The organism is Brevundimonas sp. UBA7507 (genome assembly GCF_002478355.1).
Classification (GTDB): domain Bacteria; phylum Pseudomonadota; class Alphaproteobacteria; order Caulobacterales; family Caulobacteraceae; genus Brevundimonas; species Brevundimonas diminuta_D.
In genome coordinates this window covers 502,760-520,075 of record NZ_DLNP01000013.1, presented here as the reverse complement: position 1 = coordinate 520,075, position 17,316 = coordinate 502,760, and the positions used below count along the sequence as shown (strand labels likewise).

Sequence of the window (17,316 nt, the reverse complement as noted above, 5' to 3'; positions counted from 1 at the left end):
GCGAACGCAGTCGCGGGAATAGGGGCGGCTCGCCGAATGGAAATGGGGGCCAGGGCGCGCGTCATCCCCTCGCTAAAAGCGAGAGCGGCATGGTCTTGCCGTTCAGGAGCGCAGGCGGGTCGGCCCATAAGGTTGTCGGTCCTGGGCCCGGACGCGCCGATCAAGGCCGCATCCCAAACCCGTATCTTCGGATCGACGGCCAGGCCGCGCGATCCTCGGAATTGGTGAAAAGTTCAACGCCGCGAGGAGGGCGCGCCTGATCCCGACACAGTGCCGGGCGGCGCGATCGTTCGCATGCGGAACCGATAATAGGCAGATGTTGCGGAAAATAAAAGAACCGCGCGCCGGTAAGAGGTCTTAACGAAATCCTTAAACCCTGGGCTCATCCTGGTCTCTAAACTGCAGGGCGATTTCCCTCTGATGTTGGGTCGGTGGCGTGACAATCTGAGCCGTTGGGGCGTGCGCGAGTGGTCGATGACCGGCCTTGCGTTCGTCGTCATCTGCCTTGTCGCGTTCACGGCGACGCGCGGTCTGGCCTTCGGTCCGGACGGCGAAATCGTGCGTCTGCGTTTCGGCGGCGACGCCCAGCGGACCCGCGTGGTGCTGGATCTGGGCCGCTCGACGCGCGGTCAGGTGATCGAGGACGGTTCGGCCGGGCGGGTCATCCTGTCGCTGGCGGGCGTCAATCCTGCGCGCGGTCTGGAAGGCAGCGGCTCGGGCCTGGTGCGCGGCTATGAGGTCAGCGCGGCCTCGGGTGCATCGCGCGTGCGGCTGGACCTGGCGCGCGGCGCCGAGATCGAGCGCCGCTTCCTGTTGCCGCCCGGCGACGGGGTGGACCACTATCGCTACGTCATCGACCTGAAGGCCACGGGCGCCGCCGCTGCGGTTCCGGTCGCCGCGCCGCGCCGAGAACAGGCCCGCGCCGAAAAGCCCCTGATCGTCATCGACGCCGGTCACGGCGGCCGCGATCCCGGCGCCCAAGGGCAGCATGTTCAGGAAAAGGCCGTCACCCTGGCCGCCGCCCGCGAACTCAAGACGGCTCTGGAGCGCACCGGCCGCTATCGCGTGCGCCTGACCCGCGACGGCGACGTCTATGTGGTGCACGGCCGCCGGGTGCAGATCGCCCGTGACGCGGGGGCGGACCTGTTCATCTCCCTGCACGCCGACGCCGGTTCGGACCCGGCCTTGCGCGGCGCCAGCGTCTATACCCTGTCGGAACAGGGCGCCGGTCGCGCCGTGCGCGAGTTCACCAAGGGCGACGACTGGCAGCGCGACCTGCGCCTGCCGGGGCGCGACCCCTCGGTCGACCGCATCCTGCTGGACATGACCCAGCGCGCCACACAGAACCGCTCGGCTCAGTTCGCGCGGGTGCTGCTGACTCATCTGGAAGGCGCGGACCATCCGCTGCTGCGCCGCAGTCACCGCGATGCGGGTCTGGCGGTGCTGCTGGCGCCGGATGTTCCCGCCATCCTGCTGGAGATGGGCTTCATCACCAATCCGGAGGATGAGCGCGTCCTGAGCGATGAACGCGCCCGTCGCCGCCTGATGCGCTCGGTCGCCGAGGGCATCGACCGTTATTTCCGCGAGCCGGCCGCCCCGGTGATGGTCGCCGGGGATATCGCCGGCGGCTGAGGTTTCAAGCTTCCAGGGCCGCCTTCGCGCGCTTGAAGATGTCCTCGAACATTTCCTCCGTCAGTCGGCCCGTGTTCGTGTTCAGCCGTGAGCAGTGGTAGCTGTTGATCAGCGTGTAGGGGCCAACCTGGCCCTCGACGCCATGTCCTGCCGGAATGGCCGAGCCGGGATAGCCCAGCGTCCGCAGGATGCTGCGCCGCGACACGTCGCCCAGGGTCACGATCACCTTCAGCCGGGGCAGGGCGGCCAGCCGATCCACCAGGAAGGGGCGGCAGGTGTTCTCTTCCGTCGCCGTCGGCTTGTTCTGCGGCGGGGCGCAGCGCACGGCGTTGGTGATCATGCAGTCGACCAGCGTCAGGTCGTCATGGCCGTCAGGATCGTAAGACCCCTTTGCAAAGCCGGTCTTCTTTAGCGTGTCGTACAGCAGCCAGCCCGCGTGGTCTCCGGTGAAGGGGCGGCCCGTGCGGTTGGCGCCGGTGCGGCCCGGCGCCAGGCCTGCGATCAGCAGACGCGCGTTCGGATCGCCGAACGAGGGCGCCGGACCGTTCCACCAGTCCGGGTTCTGACGCGCGTTCTCGGCGCGATAGGCGACCAGGCGCGGGCACAGGGGGCAGTCGCGCGCCGGTTCCGGGGTCAACGCTGCGCTCACGCGCGATCGCTCCGGTCCAGGGTGCGGGTCACGCCCTGATTCATCGCGGCCTTGGGCTTGCCGACCTGGTTCATGATGTCGGCCAGATCAACGAAGGCGTCGGCCTGACGACGCAGGTCGTCGGAAATCTGGGGCGGTTGGCTCTTGACGGTCGAGACGACGGTCACGCGCACGCCCTTGGCCTGCAGAGCCTGCACCACGCGGCGGAAGTCGCCGTCTCCGGAGAACAGCACCGCCTGATCCAGGCGCGGCGCCAGCTCCAGCATGTCGACGGCGATCTCCATGTCCATATTGCCCTTGGTGCGGCTGTGGCCCTGGGCGTCGGTGAAGCGCTTGACCGGCTTGGTCACGACGGTGAAGCCGTTGTAGTCGAGCCAGTCGACCAGCGGCCGCACGGGCGAGAATTCTTCGCCCTCGACGATGGCCGTGTAATAATAGGCGCGGATCAACCGGCCTTCGCCGACGAACCAGGTGGACAGCTTCTTGAAGTCGAGATCGCAGTTCAGGGCGCGTGCGGCCGAATAGAGGTTGGCGCCGTCGATGAACAGGGCGATGCGGTCATCGGGATGGTCGGTCATGAACGAAAATGAGTCCGTCGATATGGTCGAGAAAATGAACGCCCCGACCGACGCCTCAGGAGAATCCTGGGGCGAGACCGATCTGGACGCGGCAGTCATCGTCGCACTGGGCTGCAATGACAAGGGTGATTGGTCGTCCTGTGTCGAGGCGCTGGAGGCGGCGCTGGCCCGGTTCCGCGCCGAGGGGGTGGATGTGCTGGCGCGTTCGTCCTGGTGGTCGTCCCAGGCCTGGCCTGACCCCAGCGACCCGCCCTTCCTGAACGGCGTGGCCGTAGTCAGCACCGTCCAGGACGCCTCAACCCTGATGCAGACCCTGGGGCGGATCGAGGATCTGTTCGGCCGAGTGCGGACGGCGCGTAATGCGCCGCGCACGCTGGATCTGGATCTGATCGCCTATGGGCGGCTCAGCGGCGATCTGAACGGGCTGATTCTGCCGCATCCGCGAGCGGCCGACCGGCTGTTCGTCATGGGGCCGCTGGCCGAGGTGGCGCCGGGGTGGACGCATCCGGTTTGCGGCCGTCGTGCGCGCGATCTGGCGGCGGCGGCCACGGTCGGCGAGGATGCTCGACCCCTGCCGAGGGGTTGACGCCGGGCCGTCTGTTGGGCGAGGGGAGGCGCAACTGACGCCGATCCGCTCCAATGCCGCCTTCGCGGCGTTGCACAATCGGCTTTCAACCTATATTTTGTGCGGTTCTCCCTGCCGCCAGAGGAAATTCATGGCCCGCGTCACTGTCGAAGACTGCATCGAAAAGGTGCCGAACCGCTTTGGTCTGGTTCTGCTGGCCGGTCACCGCGCCCGCAACATCGCCAACGGCGCGCCGCTGACGCTGGACCGCGACAACGACAAGAACCCGGTCGTCGCCCTGCGCGAACTGGCCGAGGACACCGTCACCCCGGACGAACTGCGCGAGAACATCATCACCACCCTGCAACGGGTCGATGAGCGGACCGAGGCCGAGGATGAAGCCGAAGTCGTGGCCCTGCTGGCCGAGCCGCAGCACATGAACATGGCCGAAGCCGAACTGATCCGCGCGCTGCAGAGCGACCGCGACGGGGGCCAGGAGGAACGCTACTGACGGCAGAGCCTGTCACCGGCGTCACCTCCTCAACGGCGCGGCCCCTGGCGGACACGCCGATGGACCAACCCGCGAATCTGCAAGACAAGTCGGCGTCGTCCCCTGCCGGGGCGGCGCCGAAGTCGTCTGAAGGCCCTGCATTGTCTGATACCAAGCGCGCACCGATCATGCGCCAGTTCGAACTGATCGAGGCGGTCAAGGCCTATGATCCGACTGCCGACGAGGCGCTGCTGAACCGCGCCTATGTCTATGCGATGAAGATGCACGGCTCGCAGCTGCGGGCCTCGGGCGATCCCTATTTCGCCCATCCGATCCAGGTCGCGGGCATCCTGACCGACTATCGGCTGGATACGGCGACCATCGTCACGGCCCTGCTGCACGATGTGGTCGAGGACACCTCGGCCACGCGCGAGGACATCGCCGAGATGTTCGGCGAAGAGGTCGCCGTCCTGGTCGAGGGCGTAACCAAGCTGTCGCGGCTGGAGCTTCAGGCCGAGCACACGCGTCAGGCCGAGAACCTGCGCAAGTTCATCCTGGCCATTTCGCGCGACGTGCGGGTGCTGCTGGTCAAGCTGGCGGACCGCCTGCACAACATGCGCACCCTTCACTTCGTGAAGCCGGAGAAGCGCGAGCGCATCAGCCGCGAGACGCTGGAAGTCTACGCCCCCCTGGGCCGGTCGATCGGCATCCACTCCATCGCCGCCGAGCTGGAGGAGCTGGCGTTCGAGCATCTGAACGCCACGGCGCGCGTCGCCATCCAGCGCCGCCTGGAGGCGCTGAAGCTGGAGAACGGCAGCGCCATCGAGGCCGTCTCGCCCGAGATCGAACGGGTGCTATCCGAGGCGGGGCTGACCGCGCGGGTCAAGGGGCGCGAGAAGACGCCCTATTCCATCTGGCGCAAGCTGCAGCGCAAGACGGTCGGCTTCTCGTCCCTGTCGGACATCTACGGCTTCCGCGTCATCGTCGAGAGCGAGGACGACTGTTACCGCGCCCTGGGCGTCATCCATCGCGCCTGGCCGATGGTGCCGGAGAGGTTCAAGGATTTCATCTCGACGCCGAAGTCGAACAACTACCGCTCGCTGCACACCACGGTCGTCGGGCCGGGCGGCCTGCGCATCGAGATGCAGATTCGCACCGAGATCATGGACCGTGTGGCCGAGGACGGGGTGGCGGCGCACTGGGCCTATAAGAACCAGTCCTACGGCTTCGACCGCGAGGCCATGGAGGCCGACGGCGGCCGCGATCCCCTGCTGAACCTGCGCCATCTGGTTCAGGTGATTGAGCACGGGGAAGGCGGCGAAGACTGGGTCGAGCACGCCAAGCTCGAAATGTATCTGGATCAGGTCTTCGTCTTCACGCCCAAGGGGACGCTGATCACCCTGCCGCGCGGCGGGATGCCGTTGGACTTCGCCTACGCTGTCCACACCGAGGTCGGGGACACCGCCGTCGGGGTCAAGATCAATGGCGAGCTGAAGCCCATGCGCACGGCGCTTCAGAACGGCGACGTGGTCGAGATCATTCGCGGGACCAAGCGTGAGGCGCCCACCGACTGGCGCAGCCTGACCGTCACGGGCCGGGCGCGCTCGGCCATCCGTCGTTTCATCCGCTCGTCGGAGCGCGAAGAGTTCGTGCGCCTGGGCAAGACGACGTTGGAGCAGACGCTGGAGCGGGCGGGCAAGTCGCTGGCCGACGTCAAGCTGACGGAGGTGCTGAAGACCTTCGCCATGCCGTCCGAAGAAGACATGTTCGACGCCATCGGCCGGGGCCGCCTGACCGCGACGCGCGTGGCTGAGACCCTGTTCCCGGCGCTGAAGGGCCAGTTGAAGGCCGGGCCGGAACGCAAGCGCATCGGTGAGGAATCGCCGCGCCTGTTCGTGCGCGGCGGCGGCCTGACGCCCGGCGTCAGCATCCATTTCGGCCAGTGTTGTTCGCCGGTGCCGGGCGACCGCATCGTCGGCATCCTTGAGCCGGACAAGGGGCTGACGGTCCACACCATCGACTGTCAGACCCTGGCCGATTTCGCCGATGACGACTCCGTCTGGCAGGATCTGCAATGGACGCCGCAGGCCGAGCGCAGCGCCGTCGGCGCGGTCAAGCTGCACGCCACCCTGACCAATGCGCGCGGCGTGCTGGGGCAGGTGGCCTCCATCATCGGCGAGGCGGGCGGCAACATTCTGAATCTGTCGATGGCGCACCGGCAGCACGACTTCTACGACGTCGACATCGACGTGGAGGTCGAGGACGCCCGCCACGCCACCATGATCATTGCGGCGCTGAGGGCCAATCCCTACGTCGATACGGTTGATCGCGCGCGCGGCTGAGCCGACGCTGACGCCATCAGTTTTCTCAAAGGTCGAAATGTCCCCCGAACAACAGAAGCTCGCCAATGAGGCCCAGATGGCCTCGCCCTCCTATCGTCTGGCCGCCCTGGATCAGGACTTCCTGCTGGGCGAGTCGATGCGCGGCGTGCGCTTCCTGATGGAGTATGAAAAGGCCGAGCAGGCGTTGAAGGCCTGGGGCGTGCGCTCAACCATCGTGGTCTTCGGCAGCGCCCGCGTCGGCGTGAACGGCGACGGCCGCCACGCCTATTGGTACGAGCAGGCGCGTCAGTTCGGCCGCATCGCCTCCGAACGCGGCGGCGCCTTCCGCGGCGAGCCGGGCGAGGTGCGCGACAACGTCATCGCAACGGGCGGCGGACCGGGCATCATGCAGGCCGCCAACCAGGGCGCGCACGAGGCCGGGGCGCCGTCCATCGGTTTCAACGTCACCCTGCCGCACGAGCAGTTCCCGAACCCCTGGTCGACGCCGGAGCTGACGTTCCAGTTCCACTACTTCGCCATGCGCAAGATGCACCTGGCCATGCGGGCCAATGCGCTGGTCGTGTTCCCCGGCGGCTTCGGCACGCTGGATGAACTGTTCGAGATCCTGACCCTGCGCCAGACGGACAAGGCGCCGCCGATCCCCATCGTCCTGTTCGACGAGGCCTATTGGCGTTCGGTCATCAATTTCGACACCCTGATCGAGCACGGCATGGTCAAGGCGTCGGACATGAAGCTGTTCGCCTTCGCCGATGACGCCGAGACGGTGTGGACCAAGCTGCTGGAAGGCGGCTTGAAGCCCAACTGCGACATCAAATAGGGCGCGGGTTGAGGGCGGCCGCTGCAGGGTCTAAGGACGGCCTTCATGAACACTGAAGACGTCCTAAACGAATTCCGCGACGCCGGCGCCCTGCGCGAAGGCCATTTCGTCCTCTCGTCCGGCCTGCACAGCCCGGTCTTCCTGCAGAAGAACCTGGTCTTCATGGACGGCGCCCGCTGCGAGCGCCTGTGCAAGGCGCTGGCCGAAAAAATCGTCGCCACGGTCGGCCCGGTCGATGCGGCGATCTCGCCTGCTGTCGGCGGGATCATCCCCGGCTATGAGACGGCCAAGCACCTGAAGGTCCGCTCCATGTACGTCGAGCGCGAGGGCGGCGAGTTCAAACTGCGTCGCGGCTTCTCGGTCGAGCCGGGCGAGAAGATCGTCATGGTCGAGGACATCGTCACCACGGGTCTGTCGTCGCGCGAATGCATCGCCGCCATTCAGAAGGCGGGCGGTCATGTCGTCGCCGCCGCCTGCATCGTCGACCGTTCGGGCGGCAAGGTCGATGTGGGCGTGCCCCTGATCGCCCTGGCTTCGATGGAGGTGCCGGCCTATCCGGCCGACGCCCTGCCGCCGGAACTGGCCGCCCTGCCGGTCGAGGATCCGGGCAGCCGCCGCCTGTCCAAGTAGAGAAGAGAGAACGGGATGAAGCGTCAGCGGGTTCGTCTGGGCGTCAATATCGACCACGTCGCCACGGTCCGTAACGCACGCGGCGGCGCTCATCCCGATCCGGCCCGCGCGGCCGAGGCGGCGCTGGCGGCCGGGGCCGACGGCATCACCGCCCACCTGCGCGAGGATCGTCGTCACATCACCGACGCCGACATCGACGTGCTGACGGCCCTGTGCCGCCGCGCGGACAAGCCGCTGAACTTCGAGATGGCGGTGACGGAGGAGATGCTGGCCATCGCCCTGCGTCACCGGCCGCACGCCGCCTGCCTGGTGCCGGAGCGCCGTGAGGAAGTGACGACCGAGGGCGGTCTGGCCGTCGCCGGTCATGAGGCCCGCATCGCCCCGGTGGTGAAGGCCCTGTCCGACGCAGGCATCCGCGTCAGCCTGTTCATCGAACCCTCCGAGGACCAGGTCGAGGCCGCCGCCGCGGTCGGCGCCCAGGTGGTCGAGTTCCACACCGGCCGCTATTGCCACCTGACCGACCCGGCCCAGCGCGCGGTCGAGTTCGAGCGTCTGGCCGCCGCCGCCGCCCAGGCCGACATTCTGGGGCTGGAGGTCCATGCGGGCCACGGTCTCGACTACGCCACGGCAGGCGATGTGCTGGCCATTCGCGAGATCGTCGAGCTGAACATCGGCCACTTCCTGATCGGCGAGGCGGTCTTCGTCGGCCTGGACGCCGCCATCCGCCGGATGCGCGCGGCGATGGACGAGGCTGTTTCGTGATTATCGGCGTCGGCGCCGACCTGTCGGACATCCGTCGCATCCAGGCGTCGCTGGACCGTTTCGGCGACCGTTTCAAACAGCGCGTCTTCACCGAACTGGAGCGCACCCGTTCGGATCGCAAGGCCGATCCGGCCTGGAGCTACGCCAAGCGGTTTGCGGCGAAAGAGGCCTGCGCCAAGGCCCTAGGCACCGGCATGCGCTCCGACGTCTACTGGCGCGACATGGGGGTGGTGAACCTGCCGTCCGGCCAGCCGACCCTGGCCCTGACCGGTCACGCGGCCGAGCATCTGGCCCGCCTGACCCCGCCGGGGCATGAGGCGCGCATCCACCTGACCCTCAGCGACGAACACCCCTACGCCCTGGCCTTCGTGGTGATCGAGGCCCTGCCCAAGGCCTGATGCCGCTGCGAAGGTTGCGGTTCCTTCATCATCCAGAGTCTTGCTCGCGGCGGGTTCAGCGACTACGCCTCGACCTTCAAACCCCGCGTTCGGCGGGGGATTCGAGCAGACGATGAGCGACGACCCCAAGGCGAACGGCGGAGCAGCCGACCCAGCCCTCGATCCGGCTGACCAACGGCCGATCTGGAGCGACGACGGCGACGCGCCCTTCGACATGGGGGACGATCCCGAGGCGCTCGACAGCGAGACCCCGATCTATGCGCCCCGGCGCTCCAGGAAGGCCAAGCGAGTGAAGAAAGAAAAGTCCGCGAGCAACGAAACGGTCGAGATCATCAAGACCGTCGTTTTCGCCCTGCTGATCGCGCTGGTGCTGCGGGTGCTGCTGTTCCAGCCCTTCACCATCCCGTCGGCCTCGATGGAGCCGAACCTGTACGAAGGCGACTACATCGTCGTGTCGAAGTGGTCGTACGGCTATTCCAAGCACTCGATCCCGTTCAGCCCGCCGGTGTTCAACGGCCGCATCCTGGGCAAGGCGCCGGAGCGCGGCGACATCGCCGTGTTCAAGCTGCCGCGCGACAACAAGACGGACTACATCAAGCGCGTGATCGGCCTGCCGGGCGACAAGGTGCAGATGATCGCCAACAAGCTCTACATCAACGGCGCGCCGGTTCAGGACGTGGTGGTCAGCCGCGCCCAGATGGCCGACATGTTCGGTCCGCGCGCCGTGACCCAGGTGCGCGAGACCCTGCCGGGCGGCCGCACTTTCATGACGCAGGACTTCGGCCCCGGCGGCGATCTGGACGACACCCCGCTGTATGAGGTACCGGCCGGCCACTACTTCATGATGGGCGACAACCGCGACAACTCGATCGACAGCCGCGTCGAGATGTCGGCGGGCGTGGGCATGGTCCCGGCCGAGAACCTGGTCGGCAAGGCCGAGATCATCATGTTCTCGTGGACGCCGGGCGCCTCGCTGTTCAACCCGGTCAGCTGGTTCGCCAATGTGCGCTTCAGCCGGTTCTTCAAGATCCTCGACTGATGGCCGGCGGACGCACGAATGTGCGCGCCGAGGCCGTGGCGGCCCTGCGCCAGCGCCTGGGGCATGACTTTGAGGACGCCTCCCTGCTGGAGCGCGCCCTGACGCACTCCAGCGTGGGCGAAGGGGCGGGCCCGCAGGTTCCCGCCGACAATGAGCGGCTGGAGTTCCTGGGCGACCGGGTGCTGGGCCTTCTGGTCGCGGATCGACTGGTGCGCGACTATCCGTCAGCGGACGAGGGGCAACTGTCCGCCCGTCTGCACGCCCTGGTGGACAAGAGCGCCTGCGCCCGCGTGGGCGAACGGCTGGGCGTGGGCGACGCGCTTCGGCTGTCGCCCGGCGAGACCAAGACGGGCGGCCGCAGAAAGGCCGGAGTCATCGCCGATGCTGTGGAAGCGATCCTGGCGGCCGTCTATCGCGATGGCGGTCTGATCGCCGCCCAGACCGTGTTCGAGCGCGCCTGGGCCGAAGAATTGGCCGCGCCTCCGAGTGCGGCGGTGACCAACCCCAAGTCCGCCCTGCAGGAATGGGCGCAAGGCCAGGGCCGACCGCTGCCAACCTATGAAGTGGTCCAGCGCACCGGCTCGGATCACGCGCCGACCTTCACGGTCGAGGCGACGGTGACGGGCTATGAACCGGCCCGCGCCCAGGGACGTTCGCGACAGGAGGCGGAAAAGGCCGCCGCCATCGCCCTATTGAAACGAGAAGACGTAATTTGACCGAGACCACCGAAACCACCGAGATCACCGACCAGCGCGCGGGCTTCGCCGCCATCATCGGCGCGCCCAATGCGGGCAAGTCGACGCTGGTGAACCGGTTGACCGGCTCCAAGGTCTCCATCGTCACCCAGAAGGTCCAGACCACGCGCTTCCCCGTGCGCGGCATCGCCATCAAGGGCGACGCCCAGATCGTGCTGGTGGACACGCCCGGCATCTTCACGCCGCGCCGTCGTCTGGATCGCGCCATGGTCGCCTCGGCCTGGGGCGGGGCGCAGGACGCCGACGTGGTCGTCCACCTGATCGACGCCCAGTCGCATATCGACGCTGAAGGTCGCGAAGGCACCGCCGCCGACCGCCGCTCGGCCGAGGACACTGAGACCATCATCGCCAATCTGAAGGCGACCGACACTAAGGTCATCCTGGCGCTGAACAAGATCGACGGCATGCGCCGCGACACCCTGCTTGCCCTGTCGCAGCGCCTGTTCGAGACGGGCGTCTATTCCGAGGTCTTCATGATCTCGGCGCTCAGCGGCGACGGCGTGGACGATCTGAAGACCCGCCTGGCCCTGGCCATGCCCGAGGGTCCGTGGCTGTACCCGGAAGACCAGTCGGCGGACGTGCCCCTGCGCGTTCTGGCCGCTGAGATCACGCGCGAGAAGGTCTATCTGCGCGTGCACGAGGAACTGCCCTATTCGGCGGCGGTCGAGACGACCTCGTTCGAGGACAGGCCGGATGGTTCGGCCCGCATCGAACAGACCATCTATGTCGAGCGTGAAAGCCAGCGCCCGATCGTTCTGGGCAAGGGCGGCCAGACCCTGAAATGGATCGGCCAGAAGGCGCGTGAAGAGCTGATCGAGATCCTGGATCGGCCCGTTCACCTGTTTTTGACCGTCAAAGTCGATCCCAAATGGCAGGACTCAAAGGCATTGTACGCCCAGTTCGGCCTGGAGTTTGACGTCTAGTCTCGTGTTCATCGTTCCCAAGACCGCGGGCGGAAGGCCCTGGTTCCTCTGTTCCCTCGTCGCCGCCGGCCTGATCTCGGCTGGGGCGGGCGCATGGTTCGTGAAGGCCGTTGCGCCGGAAACCCAGGCAGCCGCCGTCTATCGGACAGACCTGCCCAAGCGTCCGCCGGTCGAGGTGGTCGAGGCCCTGCCGCAGTTGAAGGAACGTCTGGACCACCTGGCGGCCAGCAAGCAGTTCACCGGCGCCGTGTTGGTGGCCAGGGGCGATCGGGTTCTGTTCCGCCAGGTCTACGGCAAGGCGAACTATGAGCAGGATACGCCCTTCGCCCTGGACACTCGTTTCCGCCTGGCCTCGGTGTCCAAGCAGTTCACCGCCGTCGCCGTTCTGAAGCTTCAGGACGAGGGCAAGCTGTCGGTCGACGATCCCGTCTGCAAATGGATCGAGCCATGCCCCGACGCCTGGCGGCCGCTGCGTATCCATCACCTGCTGTCGCACACCTCGGGCATTCCGGACGTGATGGCCCAGGCCGAGTGGGGCCGTATCCGCGTCACCCACCGCACGTCGCAGGAACTGACCGAGACCTCGGCCCGCTATGGCCTGCAGTTCGAGCCGGGCACGAAGGTCCGCTACAATAACGCCGCCTTCAACCTGGCGGCCGAGATCGTGTCAAAGGCCAGCGGCCAGCCGTTCGAGACCTATCTGGAGCAGGCGATCCTCAAGCCTCTGGGCATGAAGGACACCGGCTCGGACGTGAATGACGACGCCCAGGGTCTGGCCATGGGCTATGGCCTGTTTCCGGCGGGCCTGACGCCGCAGCCCATCGCCAACGTCAGTGTCGTGGCGGGCGCCGGGGCGCTGTATTCGACGCTGGACGATATGCTGGCCTGGAATCGGTCTCTGCATCAGGGCCACGTCCTGAGCGACAAGGCCTATGCTGACCTGATCGCCGACCATGCGCCGGACGATATGCCGGAGCGACGCGGGCCGCATCGGGCCTATGGCTACGGCATCTACGTCAGCGCCTTGGGCGAGCGGACCTCTTCGCCGTTCAGCGACCGCCAGATTTACCACACCGGCAGCTGGGCGGGCTTCCGCAACCTGGTGTCCTACCAGCCGGAGCAGGAGGTGACGGTGGTGGTGCTGTCGAACAACTATCACCTGCGCGACCTGGTGCTGCTCATCAACCAGCAGGCCATGGCCGAGGCTCTGGGTCGCCCGTTCCCCGCCGCGCTGGCGCGCTGAGGCCGATCAGGCCTTCATCGACCCCGTCTCGATGAACCGCTGGTGCCACGACAGCGCCTCGGTCAGCAGGTGGGGCGATTGCAGGCCGTATGAGCCTTTCAGCGCGCGGGCGTAATAGTCCTTCAGCGCGTCGCGATAGTCGGGGTGGGCGCAGTTGGCGATGATGACCTGGGCGCGCTGCTTGGGCGACAGGCCGCGAAGGTCGGCCAGGCCCTGTTCGGTGACGATGACCTGCACGTCCTGGGTGATGTGGTCGACGTGGCTGGCCATGGGGACGATGGCCGAGATCTTGCCGCCCTTGGCCGTCGACGGCGTGACGAAGCAGGAGATATAGGCGTTGCGGGCGAAGTCGCCTGAACCGCCGATGCCGTTCTGGATGCGCGAACCCATGACGTGGGTCGAGTTGACGTTGCCGTAGATGTCGGCCTCGATCAGGCCGTTCATGGCGATGCAGCCCAGGCGGCGGATGATCTCCGGGTGGTTCGAGATTTCCTGCGGGCGCAGGATGATCTTGCCGCGGAACTGCTCCATCCGGCTGTTCAGATCGGCGGCGGCCTCAGGGCTGAGCGAGAAGGCGGTGGCCGAGGCGACGGTCAGTTTCCCTGAGTCCAGCAGGTCCAGCATCCCGTCCTGCAGCACTTCGGTATAGGCGGTCAGATTCTCGAACGGACTGTCAGCCAGACCCGCCAGCACGGCGTTGGCGACATTGCCGACGCCCGATTGCAGCGGCAGCAGATGGGCGGGCAGGCGGCCCAGCTTCACTTCATGCTGCAGGAACTCGATCAGATGCCCGGCGATGGCCGTGGCGTTGGCGTCCGGCGCGGCGAAGGGCAGGTTGCGGTCAGGGCTGTCCGTCTCGACGATGGCGGCGATCTTGGACGGATCGACGCGGAAGACCGTCTCGCCGATCAGGTCGGTCGGCTTGGTCAGCGGGATCGGCACACGCGCAGGCGGCAGGGCCGTGCCGTAGTAGATGTCGTGCATCCCCTCCAGCGCCGCGTTTTGCCAGCTGTTGACCTCAAGGATGATCCGGTCGGCGCGGTCCAGCCAGGTCTTGTTGTTGCCGATGGAGGACGAGGGGATCAACGCCCCGTCCTCACGTATGCCCGACACCTCGACCACCGCCGTCTCCAGCGGCCCCAGGAAGCCCTGCCAGGCGACCGGCGCCACCTGCGACAGATGCATGTCCAGATATTCCATCTCGCCCTTGTTGATCTTCTCGCGGGCGATCGGGTCGGAGTTATAGGGCAGGCGGAACTCGATGCCGTCAGCTTTTGCGAGCGCGCCGTCCAGCTCGGGCCCGGTCGAGGCGCCGGTCCAGACCTTCAGCTTGAAGGGATTGCCCGCCGCGTGCTCGGCCTCGATCCGCTCGGCCAGGGCCATGGGCACAACCTTGGGGTAGCCCGAGCCGGTGAAGCCGCTCATGCCCACCGTCGAGTTGGCCGGGATCAGGGCGGCGGCGTCCTGAGCGGACATGATCTTCGACTTGAGGGCGGCGTTACGGACGCGGGACATCGCTAACCTGACGACTGGAGCCGGGGAGGGCTCATTGAACGACGCGGACATAGGCGCCGCATCACCCTGATTCCAATACGGCTTTGGTCGTAACAGTTCGTGATCACAATGGCGTTAGCCGCCGGGTTTCCAGTCCGCCGTCGGGTTGGTGTTGACCATCCACGGGATGCCGAACCGGTCGGTGAAGCTGCCGAAACCGGGAGACCAGAAGGTTTCGGCGAAGGGCATCGACACCTTGCCGCCCTCGGACAGGGCGTCGAAGAGCTGCCGCGCCTTGGCGAGGTCGTCGGTGTGATACGACACGTCGAAGCCGTTCTTGGGCTTGTCGATGTTCGGCGCGAACTCGGGCGGCATGTCGGCCCCCATGATCGCCTGATCCCCGACCTCCAGCCAGCCGTGCATCAGCCAGTCCTTGTATTTGGGATCGACCGGCATGTCGGGCGGGCCGTCGCCGTACGGAAAGGCGGCCGTGACCTTGCCGCCCAGCACGCGGGCGTAGAACTCCAGCGCCTCGCGGCACTGGCCCTGAAAGCTGAGGCTGGTGACGATCTTCATGGGATCCTCCTTCGGATGGAGGCGAAACGCGCCAGGCGGACGTCGTTTCCCGGCGCTTCCCCCATTGACGGAACAGGACTAGAACAAAGCCATGATCACCGCCGCCCTGATGATGCTTCAACTGTCCGCCGCGCCCGCAGAGACCGCGCCGATAGAGCGCACGCTGGACGCCATGCACGCCGCCGCTTCGGTGGCGGACGGCGAGGCCTATTTCGCGACCTTCACGCCGGACGCCCGCTTCATCGGCACCGATGCCGCCGAGCGGTGGAGCCTTTCGGAGTTCCGCGCCTACGCCACGCCCTACTTCTCGCAAGGGCGCGGTTGGACCTATCGACCGACGGCGCGGACCGTGGCCATCGCCCCGATCGACTGCCGCTGCGTCGCCTGGTTTGACGAGGTGCTGGACAACGACGCCTATGGGACCACGCGCGGCTCGGGCGTGCTGCGCCTGACCGACGACGGCTGGAAGATCGAGCAGTATGTCCTCAGCTTCGCCGTGCCGAACGACAAGGCGCGCGCCGTCGTCGACGCCATCAAGGCCGACTGATGGAGGTTCAGGACGACGCCTTCGTGCTGTCGGCGCGGGCGCATGGCGATACGGGGGCGGTGGTCGATCTGCTGACCGAACGTCATGGCCGCCGCGCCGCCTATGTCGCGGGCGGGGCGTCGCGCAAGATGCGGCCCTTCCTGCAGCCCGGCGCCAGAGTTGTGGCGGATCTGCGGTCGCGGACGTCGGATCAGCTGGGCTCGGCGCGGCTGGAGCCGGTGGGCGAAGGCCCCGCCGCCCTGTTCGACGACCCGCTGGCCCTGACCGGGTTGAGCGCCGCCGCAGCCGTGGCGCAGGGCGCCTTGCCGGAGCGCGAGCCGCACCCCGGCGCCTTCTACGCCTTCGAGGCGCTGATGGGGGCCTTCGCCGTGCCGGAGGTCTGGCCCGCCATCTTCGTGCGGTTCGAGGCGGGGTTGCTGGAGGATCTGGGGTTTGGTCTCGACCTGTCGCGCTGCGCCTCAACAGGGTCGATGGACGATCTGGTCTGGGTCAGCCCCCGCACCGGCCGCGCCGTCAGCCGCGAGGCGGGCGCGCCTTATGCCGACAAGCTGCTGACCTTGCCGCCTTTCATGCTGGGCGCGCAGGCCGGGCTGGGCGAGGGTGACGTGAAGGCGGGGCTGGAGCTGACGGGACACTTCCTTGAGCAGTTCGTCTTCCACGCCCTGAACCGGCCTCTGCCGCCCGCGCGGGTCTGGATGATCGACAAACTGGGCCAGGCCGGACGGCTGTAACGCCTTCGCCGGGATGAGCAGGAAGGGTCAGAGGCGGGTCAGTCCCGCAATCGCCTCACGCGTTTCCCTTTCCAACATCGCGACCAGTTCAGCGGCGGGCAGCGCCCGGCCCAGTGGCGCGGCTTGCCCGGCCCAGTGCGGAGCATAGCCGTTGTCGCCCTTGGCCCTGGCCGCCGCGTTCAGCGCCTTGCCGAGGTCGTAAGCGTAAGGATAGGCGGCGATCTTCGTCTCATCGGCGCGGCGCATGAAGGCGTTCTCCACCCCGCGCGCCGGGCGGCCGGAGATGGCCGCGCTGACCCGCGTGCGTCCCGCTTCCGGTCCCTCCAGCGCTGAACGATAGGCCGCATCCGCCGCTGACTCCGGGCAGGACGCGAAGGCCGTGCCCATCTGCGCCCCGGCCGCGCCGAGCGCCAGCGCCGCCGCGATCCCGGCGCCGTCCATGATCCCGCCCGCCGCGATCACCGGAACCGGCAGGTCGCGCGCCAGGAGGCGGGTCAGCGGCAGGGTCGCAAAGTGCGGATCGTCGGCCGGGTTGAAGACGCCGCGATGACCGCCCGCCTCGACCCCTTGGGCAACCACCATGTCGAACCCGGCGGCGACGGCGGCGCGGCCTTCCTCGGGCGTGGTGGCGCTGGCGATCAGTACGCAGCCCGCCGCCTTCAGCGCCGCGATCTGATCGGCGCGCGGCAGGCCGAAATGGACGCTGACCACGGCGGGCTTTTCCTCGACCAGCACGGCCAGCTTGGCGTCGTCGGTCAGGAAGCTCTGATAGATGTCGTTGAGCCGCTCAGGCGGCGCGGCGTCGAACTCGCTGAAGATCGGGCGCAGGCTGTCGATCCAGACGGCGTCGCGCGCCGGATCGGCCGTGATCGGCGTATGGCAGAACAGATTGACGTTGAACGGCCGGTCGGTCAGCGCCTTCACCGCACGGATGGCCTTGCGGCTCGCCTCGGCGTCGATGGCCCCCAGGGCGATGGAGCCTAGCGCCCCCGTGTTCGACACGGCGGCGGCCAGTTCGGCGGTCGAGGTTCCCGCCATCGGCGCCTGAATCAGGGGGAAGGACAGGCCGAGGCGTTCGGTCAGGGCGGTCTTCATCGGGGCTCCTTCACGCGTTTCTGCACAGATAGGCGCTGACAATCCCGGCG

19 protein-coding genes are annotated in these 17,316 nt (G+C 67.4%); 14 read left to right on the top strand and 5 right to left on the bottom strand.

Going from position 1 to position 17,316, the window contains the following annotated elements; all coding sequences use genetic code 11:
- Positions 1-474 precede the first annotated feature (474 nt).
- Positions 475-1,632: an N-acetylmuramoyl-L-alanine amidase family protein gene (locus B3D50_RS10040; protein WP_112999882.1), complete on the top strand. Its 1,158-nt coding sequence runs from the start codon at positions 475-477 to the stop codon at positions 1,630-1,632.
- 4 nt (positions 1,633-1,636) lie between these two features.
- Here B3D50_RS10040 and B3D50_RS10035 read toward each other — a convergent pair whose 3' ends face one another.
- Together B3D50_RS10035 and B3D50_RS10030 are read right to left on the bottom strand one after the other, a co-directional pair.
- A complete protein-coding gene (locus B3D50_RS10035; RefSeq protein WP_286951028.1) occupies positions 1,637-2,281 on the bottom strand; it encodes a uracil-DNA glycosylase in 645 nt (214 codons plus the stop codon).
- Positions 2,278-2,859 carry an NYN domain-containing protein gene (locus B3D50_RS10030; protein WP_046654225.1) on the bottom strand — a complete coding sequence of 194 codons (582 nt, stop codon included), beginning with the start codon at positions 2,857-2,859 and terminating at the stop codon, positions 2,278-2,280. The genes B3D50_RS10035 and B3D50_RS10030 overlap by 4 nt, the downstream gene beginning before the upstream one ends.
- A gap of 22 nt (positions 2,860-2,881) precedes the next feature.
- On the opposite strand from B3D50_RS10030, the gene folK reads away from it, so the two are divergent.
- The 11 genes from folK (at position 2,882) to B3D50_RS09975 (ending at position 12,823) form a co-directional block, all read left to right on the top strand.
- A complete protein-coding gene (gene folK, locus B3D50_RS10025; protein ID WP_286951027.1) occupies positions 2,882-3,445 on the top strand; it encodes a 2-amino-4-hydroxy-6-hydroxymethyldihydropteridine diphosphokinase in 564 nt (187 codons plus the stop codon).
- 130 nt (positions 3,446-3,575) lie between these two features.
- Entirely contained in the window at positions 3,576-3,935 is a 360-nt protein-coding gene (gene rpoZ / locus B3D50_RS10020) for a DNA-directed RNA polymerase subunit omega (RefSeq protein ID WP_003165386.1), read from the top strand.
- Between the two features lie 59 nt (positions 3,936-3,994).
- Complete coding sequence (locus B3D50_RS10015; RefSeq protein ID WP_376745494.1) at positions 3,995-6,256, top strand: RelA/SpoT family protein; 2,262 nt, start codon at positions 3,995-3,997, stop codon at positions 6,254-6,256.
- 37 nt (positions 6,257-6,293) lie between these two features.
- Complete coding sequence (locus B3D50_RS10010) at positions 6,294-7,073, top strand: TIGR00730 family Rossman fold protein (RefSeq protein ID WP_076222809.1); 780 nt, start codon at positions 6,294-6,296, stop codon at positions 7,071-7,073.
- A 45-nt stretch (positions 7,074-7,118) separates the two neighbouring features.
- Entirely contained in the window at positions 7,119-7,703 is a 585-nt protein-coding gene (pyrE, locus tag B3D50_RS10005; RefSeq protein WP_286951026.1) for an orotate phosphoribosyltransferase, read from the top strand.
- Positions 7,704-7,718: 15 nt separating this feature from the next.
- Positions 7,719-8,465 carry a pyridoxine 5'-phosphate synthase gene (locus B3D50_RS10000; RefSeq protein ID WP_269297786.1) on the top strand — a complete coding sequence of 249 codons (747 nt, stop codon included), beginning with the start codon at positions 7,719-7,721 and terminating at the stop codon, positions 8,463-8,465.
- Entirely contained in the window at positions 8,462-8,863 is a 402-nt protein-coding gene (gene acpS, locus B3D50_RS09995) for a holo-ACP synthase (protein WP_003165381.1), read from the top strand. The genes B3D50_RS10000 and acpS overlap by 4 nt, the downstream gene beginning before the upstream one ends.
- A 112-nt stretch (positions 8,864-8,975) precedes the next feature.
- On the top strand, positions 8,976-9,902 hold the full coding sequence (gene lepB / locus B3D50_RS09990; RefSeq protein ID WP_286951024.1) for a signal peptidase I: 927 nt from the start codon (positions 8,976-8,978) through the stop codon (positions 9,900-9,902).
- The gene (gene rnc, locus B3D50_RS09985) at positions 9,902-10,618 is read left to right on the top strand and encodes a ribonuclease III (protein WP_003165378.1); all 717 of its coding nucleotides are present in this window, start codon (positions 9,902-9,904) and stop codon (positions 10,616-10,618) included. The genes lepB and rnc overlap by 1 nt, the downstream gene beginning before the upstream one ends.
- Positions 10,615-11,580 carry a GTPase Era gene (gene era / locus B3D50_RS09980; RefSeq protein ID WP_286951023.1) on the top strand — a complete coding sequence of 322 codons (966 nt, stop codon included), beginning with the start codon at positions 10,615-10,617 and terminating at the stop codon, positions 11,578-11,580. The genes rnc and era overlap by 4 nt, the downstream gene beginning before the upstream one ends.
- Before the next feature lie 4 nt (positions 11,581-11,584).
- Complete coding sequence (locus B3D50_RS09975; protein ID WP_286951022.1) at positions 11,585-12,823, top strand: serine hydrolase domain-containing protein; 1,239 nt, start codon at positions 11,585-11,587, stop codon at positions 12,821-12,823.
- Positions 12,824-12,829: 6 nt separating this feature from the next.
- Here B3D50_RS09975 and B3D50_RS09970 read toward each other — a convergent pair whose 3' ends face one another.
- Together B3D50_RS09970 and B3D50_RS09965 are read right to left on the bottom strand one after the other, a co-directional pair.
- Positions 12,830-14,338, bottom strand: a complete 1,509-nt coding sequence (locus B3D50_RS09970; protein WP_414632913.1) for an acetyl-CoA hydrolase/transferase family protein — start codon at positions 14,336-14,338, stop codon at positions 12,830-12,832.
- A 114-nt stretch (positions 14,339-14,452) separates the two neighbouring features.
- Complete coding sequence (locus B3D50_RS09965) at positions 14,453-14,893, bottom strand: VOC family protein (RefSeq protein ID WP_286951019.1); 441 nt, start codon at positions 14,891-14,893, stop codon at positions 14,453-14,455.
- 91 nt (positions 14,894-14,984) lie between these two features.
- Here B3D50_RS09965 and B3D50_RS09960 point away from each other — a divergent pair, with 91 nt between their 5' ends.
- The gene (locus B3D50_RS09960; protein WP_286951017.1) at positions 14,985-15,440 is read left to right on the top strand and encodes a nuclear transport factor 2 family protein; all 456 of its coding nucleotides are present in this window, start codon (positions 14,985-14,987) and stop codon (positions 15,438-15,440) included.
- Positions 15,440-16,171, top strand: a complete 732-nt coding sequence (gene recO, locus B3D50_RS09955) for a DNA repair protein RecO (protein WP_286951016.1) — start codon at positions 15,440-15,442, stop codon at positions 16,169-16,171. Before B3D50_RS09960 ends, recO begins: the two co-directional genes overlap by 1 nt.
- 27 nt (positions 16,172-16,198) lie before the next feature.
- Here recO and B3D50_RS09950 read toward each other — a convergent pair whose 3' ends face one another.
- A complete protein-coding gene (locus tag B3D50_RS09950) occupies positions 16,199-17,266 on the bottom strand; it encodes an NAD(P)H-dependent flavin oxidoreductase (RefSeq protein ID WP_286951015.1) in 1,068 nt (355 codons plus the stop codon).
- Positions 17,267-17,316: the final 50 nt, after the last annotated feature.

Excerpts from the sequence above, each read along its gene's own strand:
- B3D50_RS10040 (WP_112999882.1), top strand. The coding sequence starts at position 475 with ATGACCGGCCTTGCGTTCGTCGTCATCTGCCTTGTCGCGTTCACGGCG.
- B3D50_RS10030 (WP_046654225.1), bottom strand. The coding sequence starts at position 2,859 with ATGACCGACCATCCCGATGACCGCATCGCCCTGTTCATCGACGGCGCC.
- folK (WP_286951027.1), top strand. The coding sequence starts at position 2,882 with ATGGTCGAGAAAATGAACGCCCCGACCGACGCCTCAGGAGAATCCTGG.
- rpoZ (WP_003165386.1), top strand. The coding sequence starts at position 3,576 with ATGGCCCGCGTCACTGTCGAAGACTGCATCGAAAAGGTGCCGAACCGC.
- B3D50_RS10015 (WP_376745494.1), top strand. The coding sequence starts at position 3,995 with ATGGACCAACCCGCGAATCTGCAAGACAAGTCGGCGTCGTCCCCTGCC.
- B3D50_RS10010 (WP_076222809.1), top strand. The coding sequence starts at position 6,294 with ATGTCCCCCGAACAACAGAAGCTCGCCAATGAGGCCCAGATGGCCTCG.
- pyrE (WP_286951026.1), top strand. The coding sequence starts at position 7,119 with ATGAACACTGAAGACGTCCTAAACGAATTCCGCGACGCCGGCGCCCTG.
- B3D50_RS10000 (WP_269297786.1), top strand. The coding sequence starts at position 7,719 with ATGAAGCGTCAGCGGGTTCGTCTGGGCGTCAATATCGACCACGTCGCC.
- lepB (WP_286951024.1), top strand. The coding sequence starts at position 8,976 with ATGAGCGACGACCCCAAGGCGAACGGCGGAGCAGCCGACCCAGCCCTC.
- rnc (WP_003165378.1), top strand. The coding sequence starts at position 9,902 with ATGGCCGGCGGACGCACGAATGTGCGCGCCGAGGCCGTGGCGGCCCTG.
- B3D50_RS09970 (WP_414632913.1), bottom strand. The coding sequence starts at position 14,338 with ATGTCCCGCGTCCGTAACGCCGCCCTCAAGTCGAAGATCATGTCCGCT.
- B3D50_RS09965 (WP_286951019.1), bottom strand. The coding sequence starts at position 14,893 with ATGAAGATCGTCACCAGCCTCAGCTTTCAGGGCCAGTGCCGCGAGGCG.
- B3D50_RS09960 (WP_286951017.1), top strand. The coding sequence starts at position 14,985 with ATGATCACCGCCGCCCTGATGATGCTTCAACTGTCCGCCGCGCCCGCA.
- recO (WP_286951016.1), top strand. The coding sequence starts at position 15,440 with ATGGAGGTTCAGGACGACGCCTTCGTGCTGTCGGCGCGGGCGCATGGC.
- B3D50_RS09950 (WP_286951015.1), bottom strand. The coding sequence starts at position 17,266 with ATGAAGACCGCCCTGACCGAACGCCTCGGCCTGTCCTTCCCCCTGATT.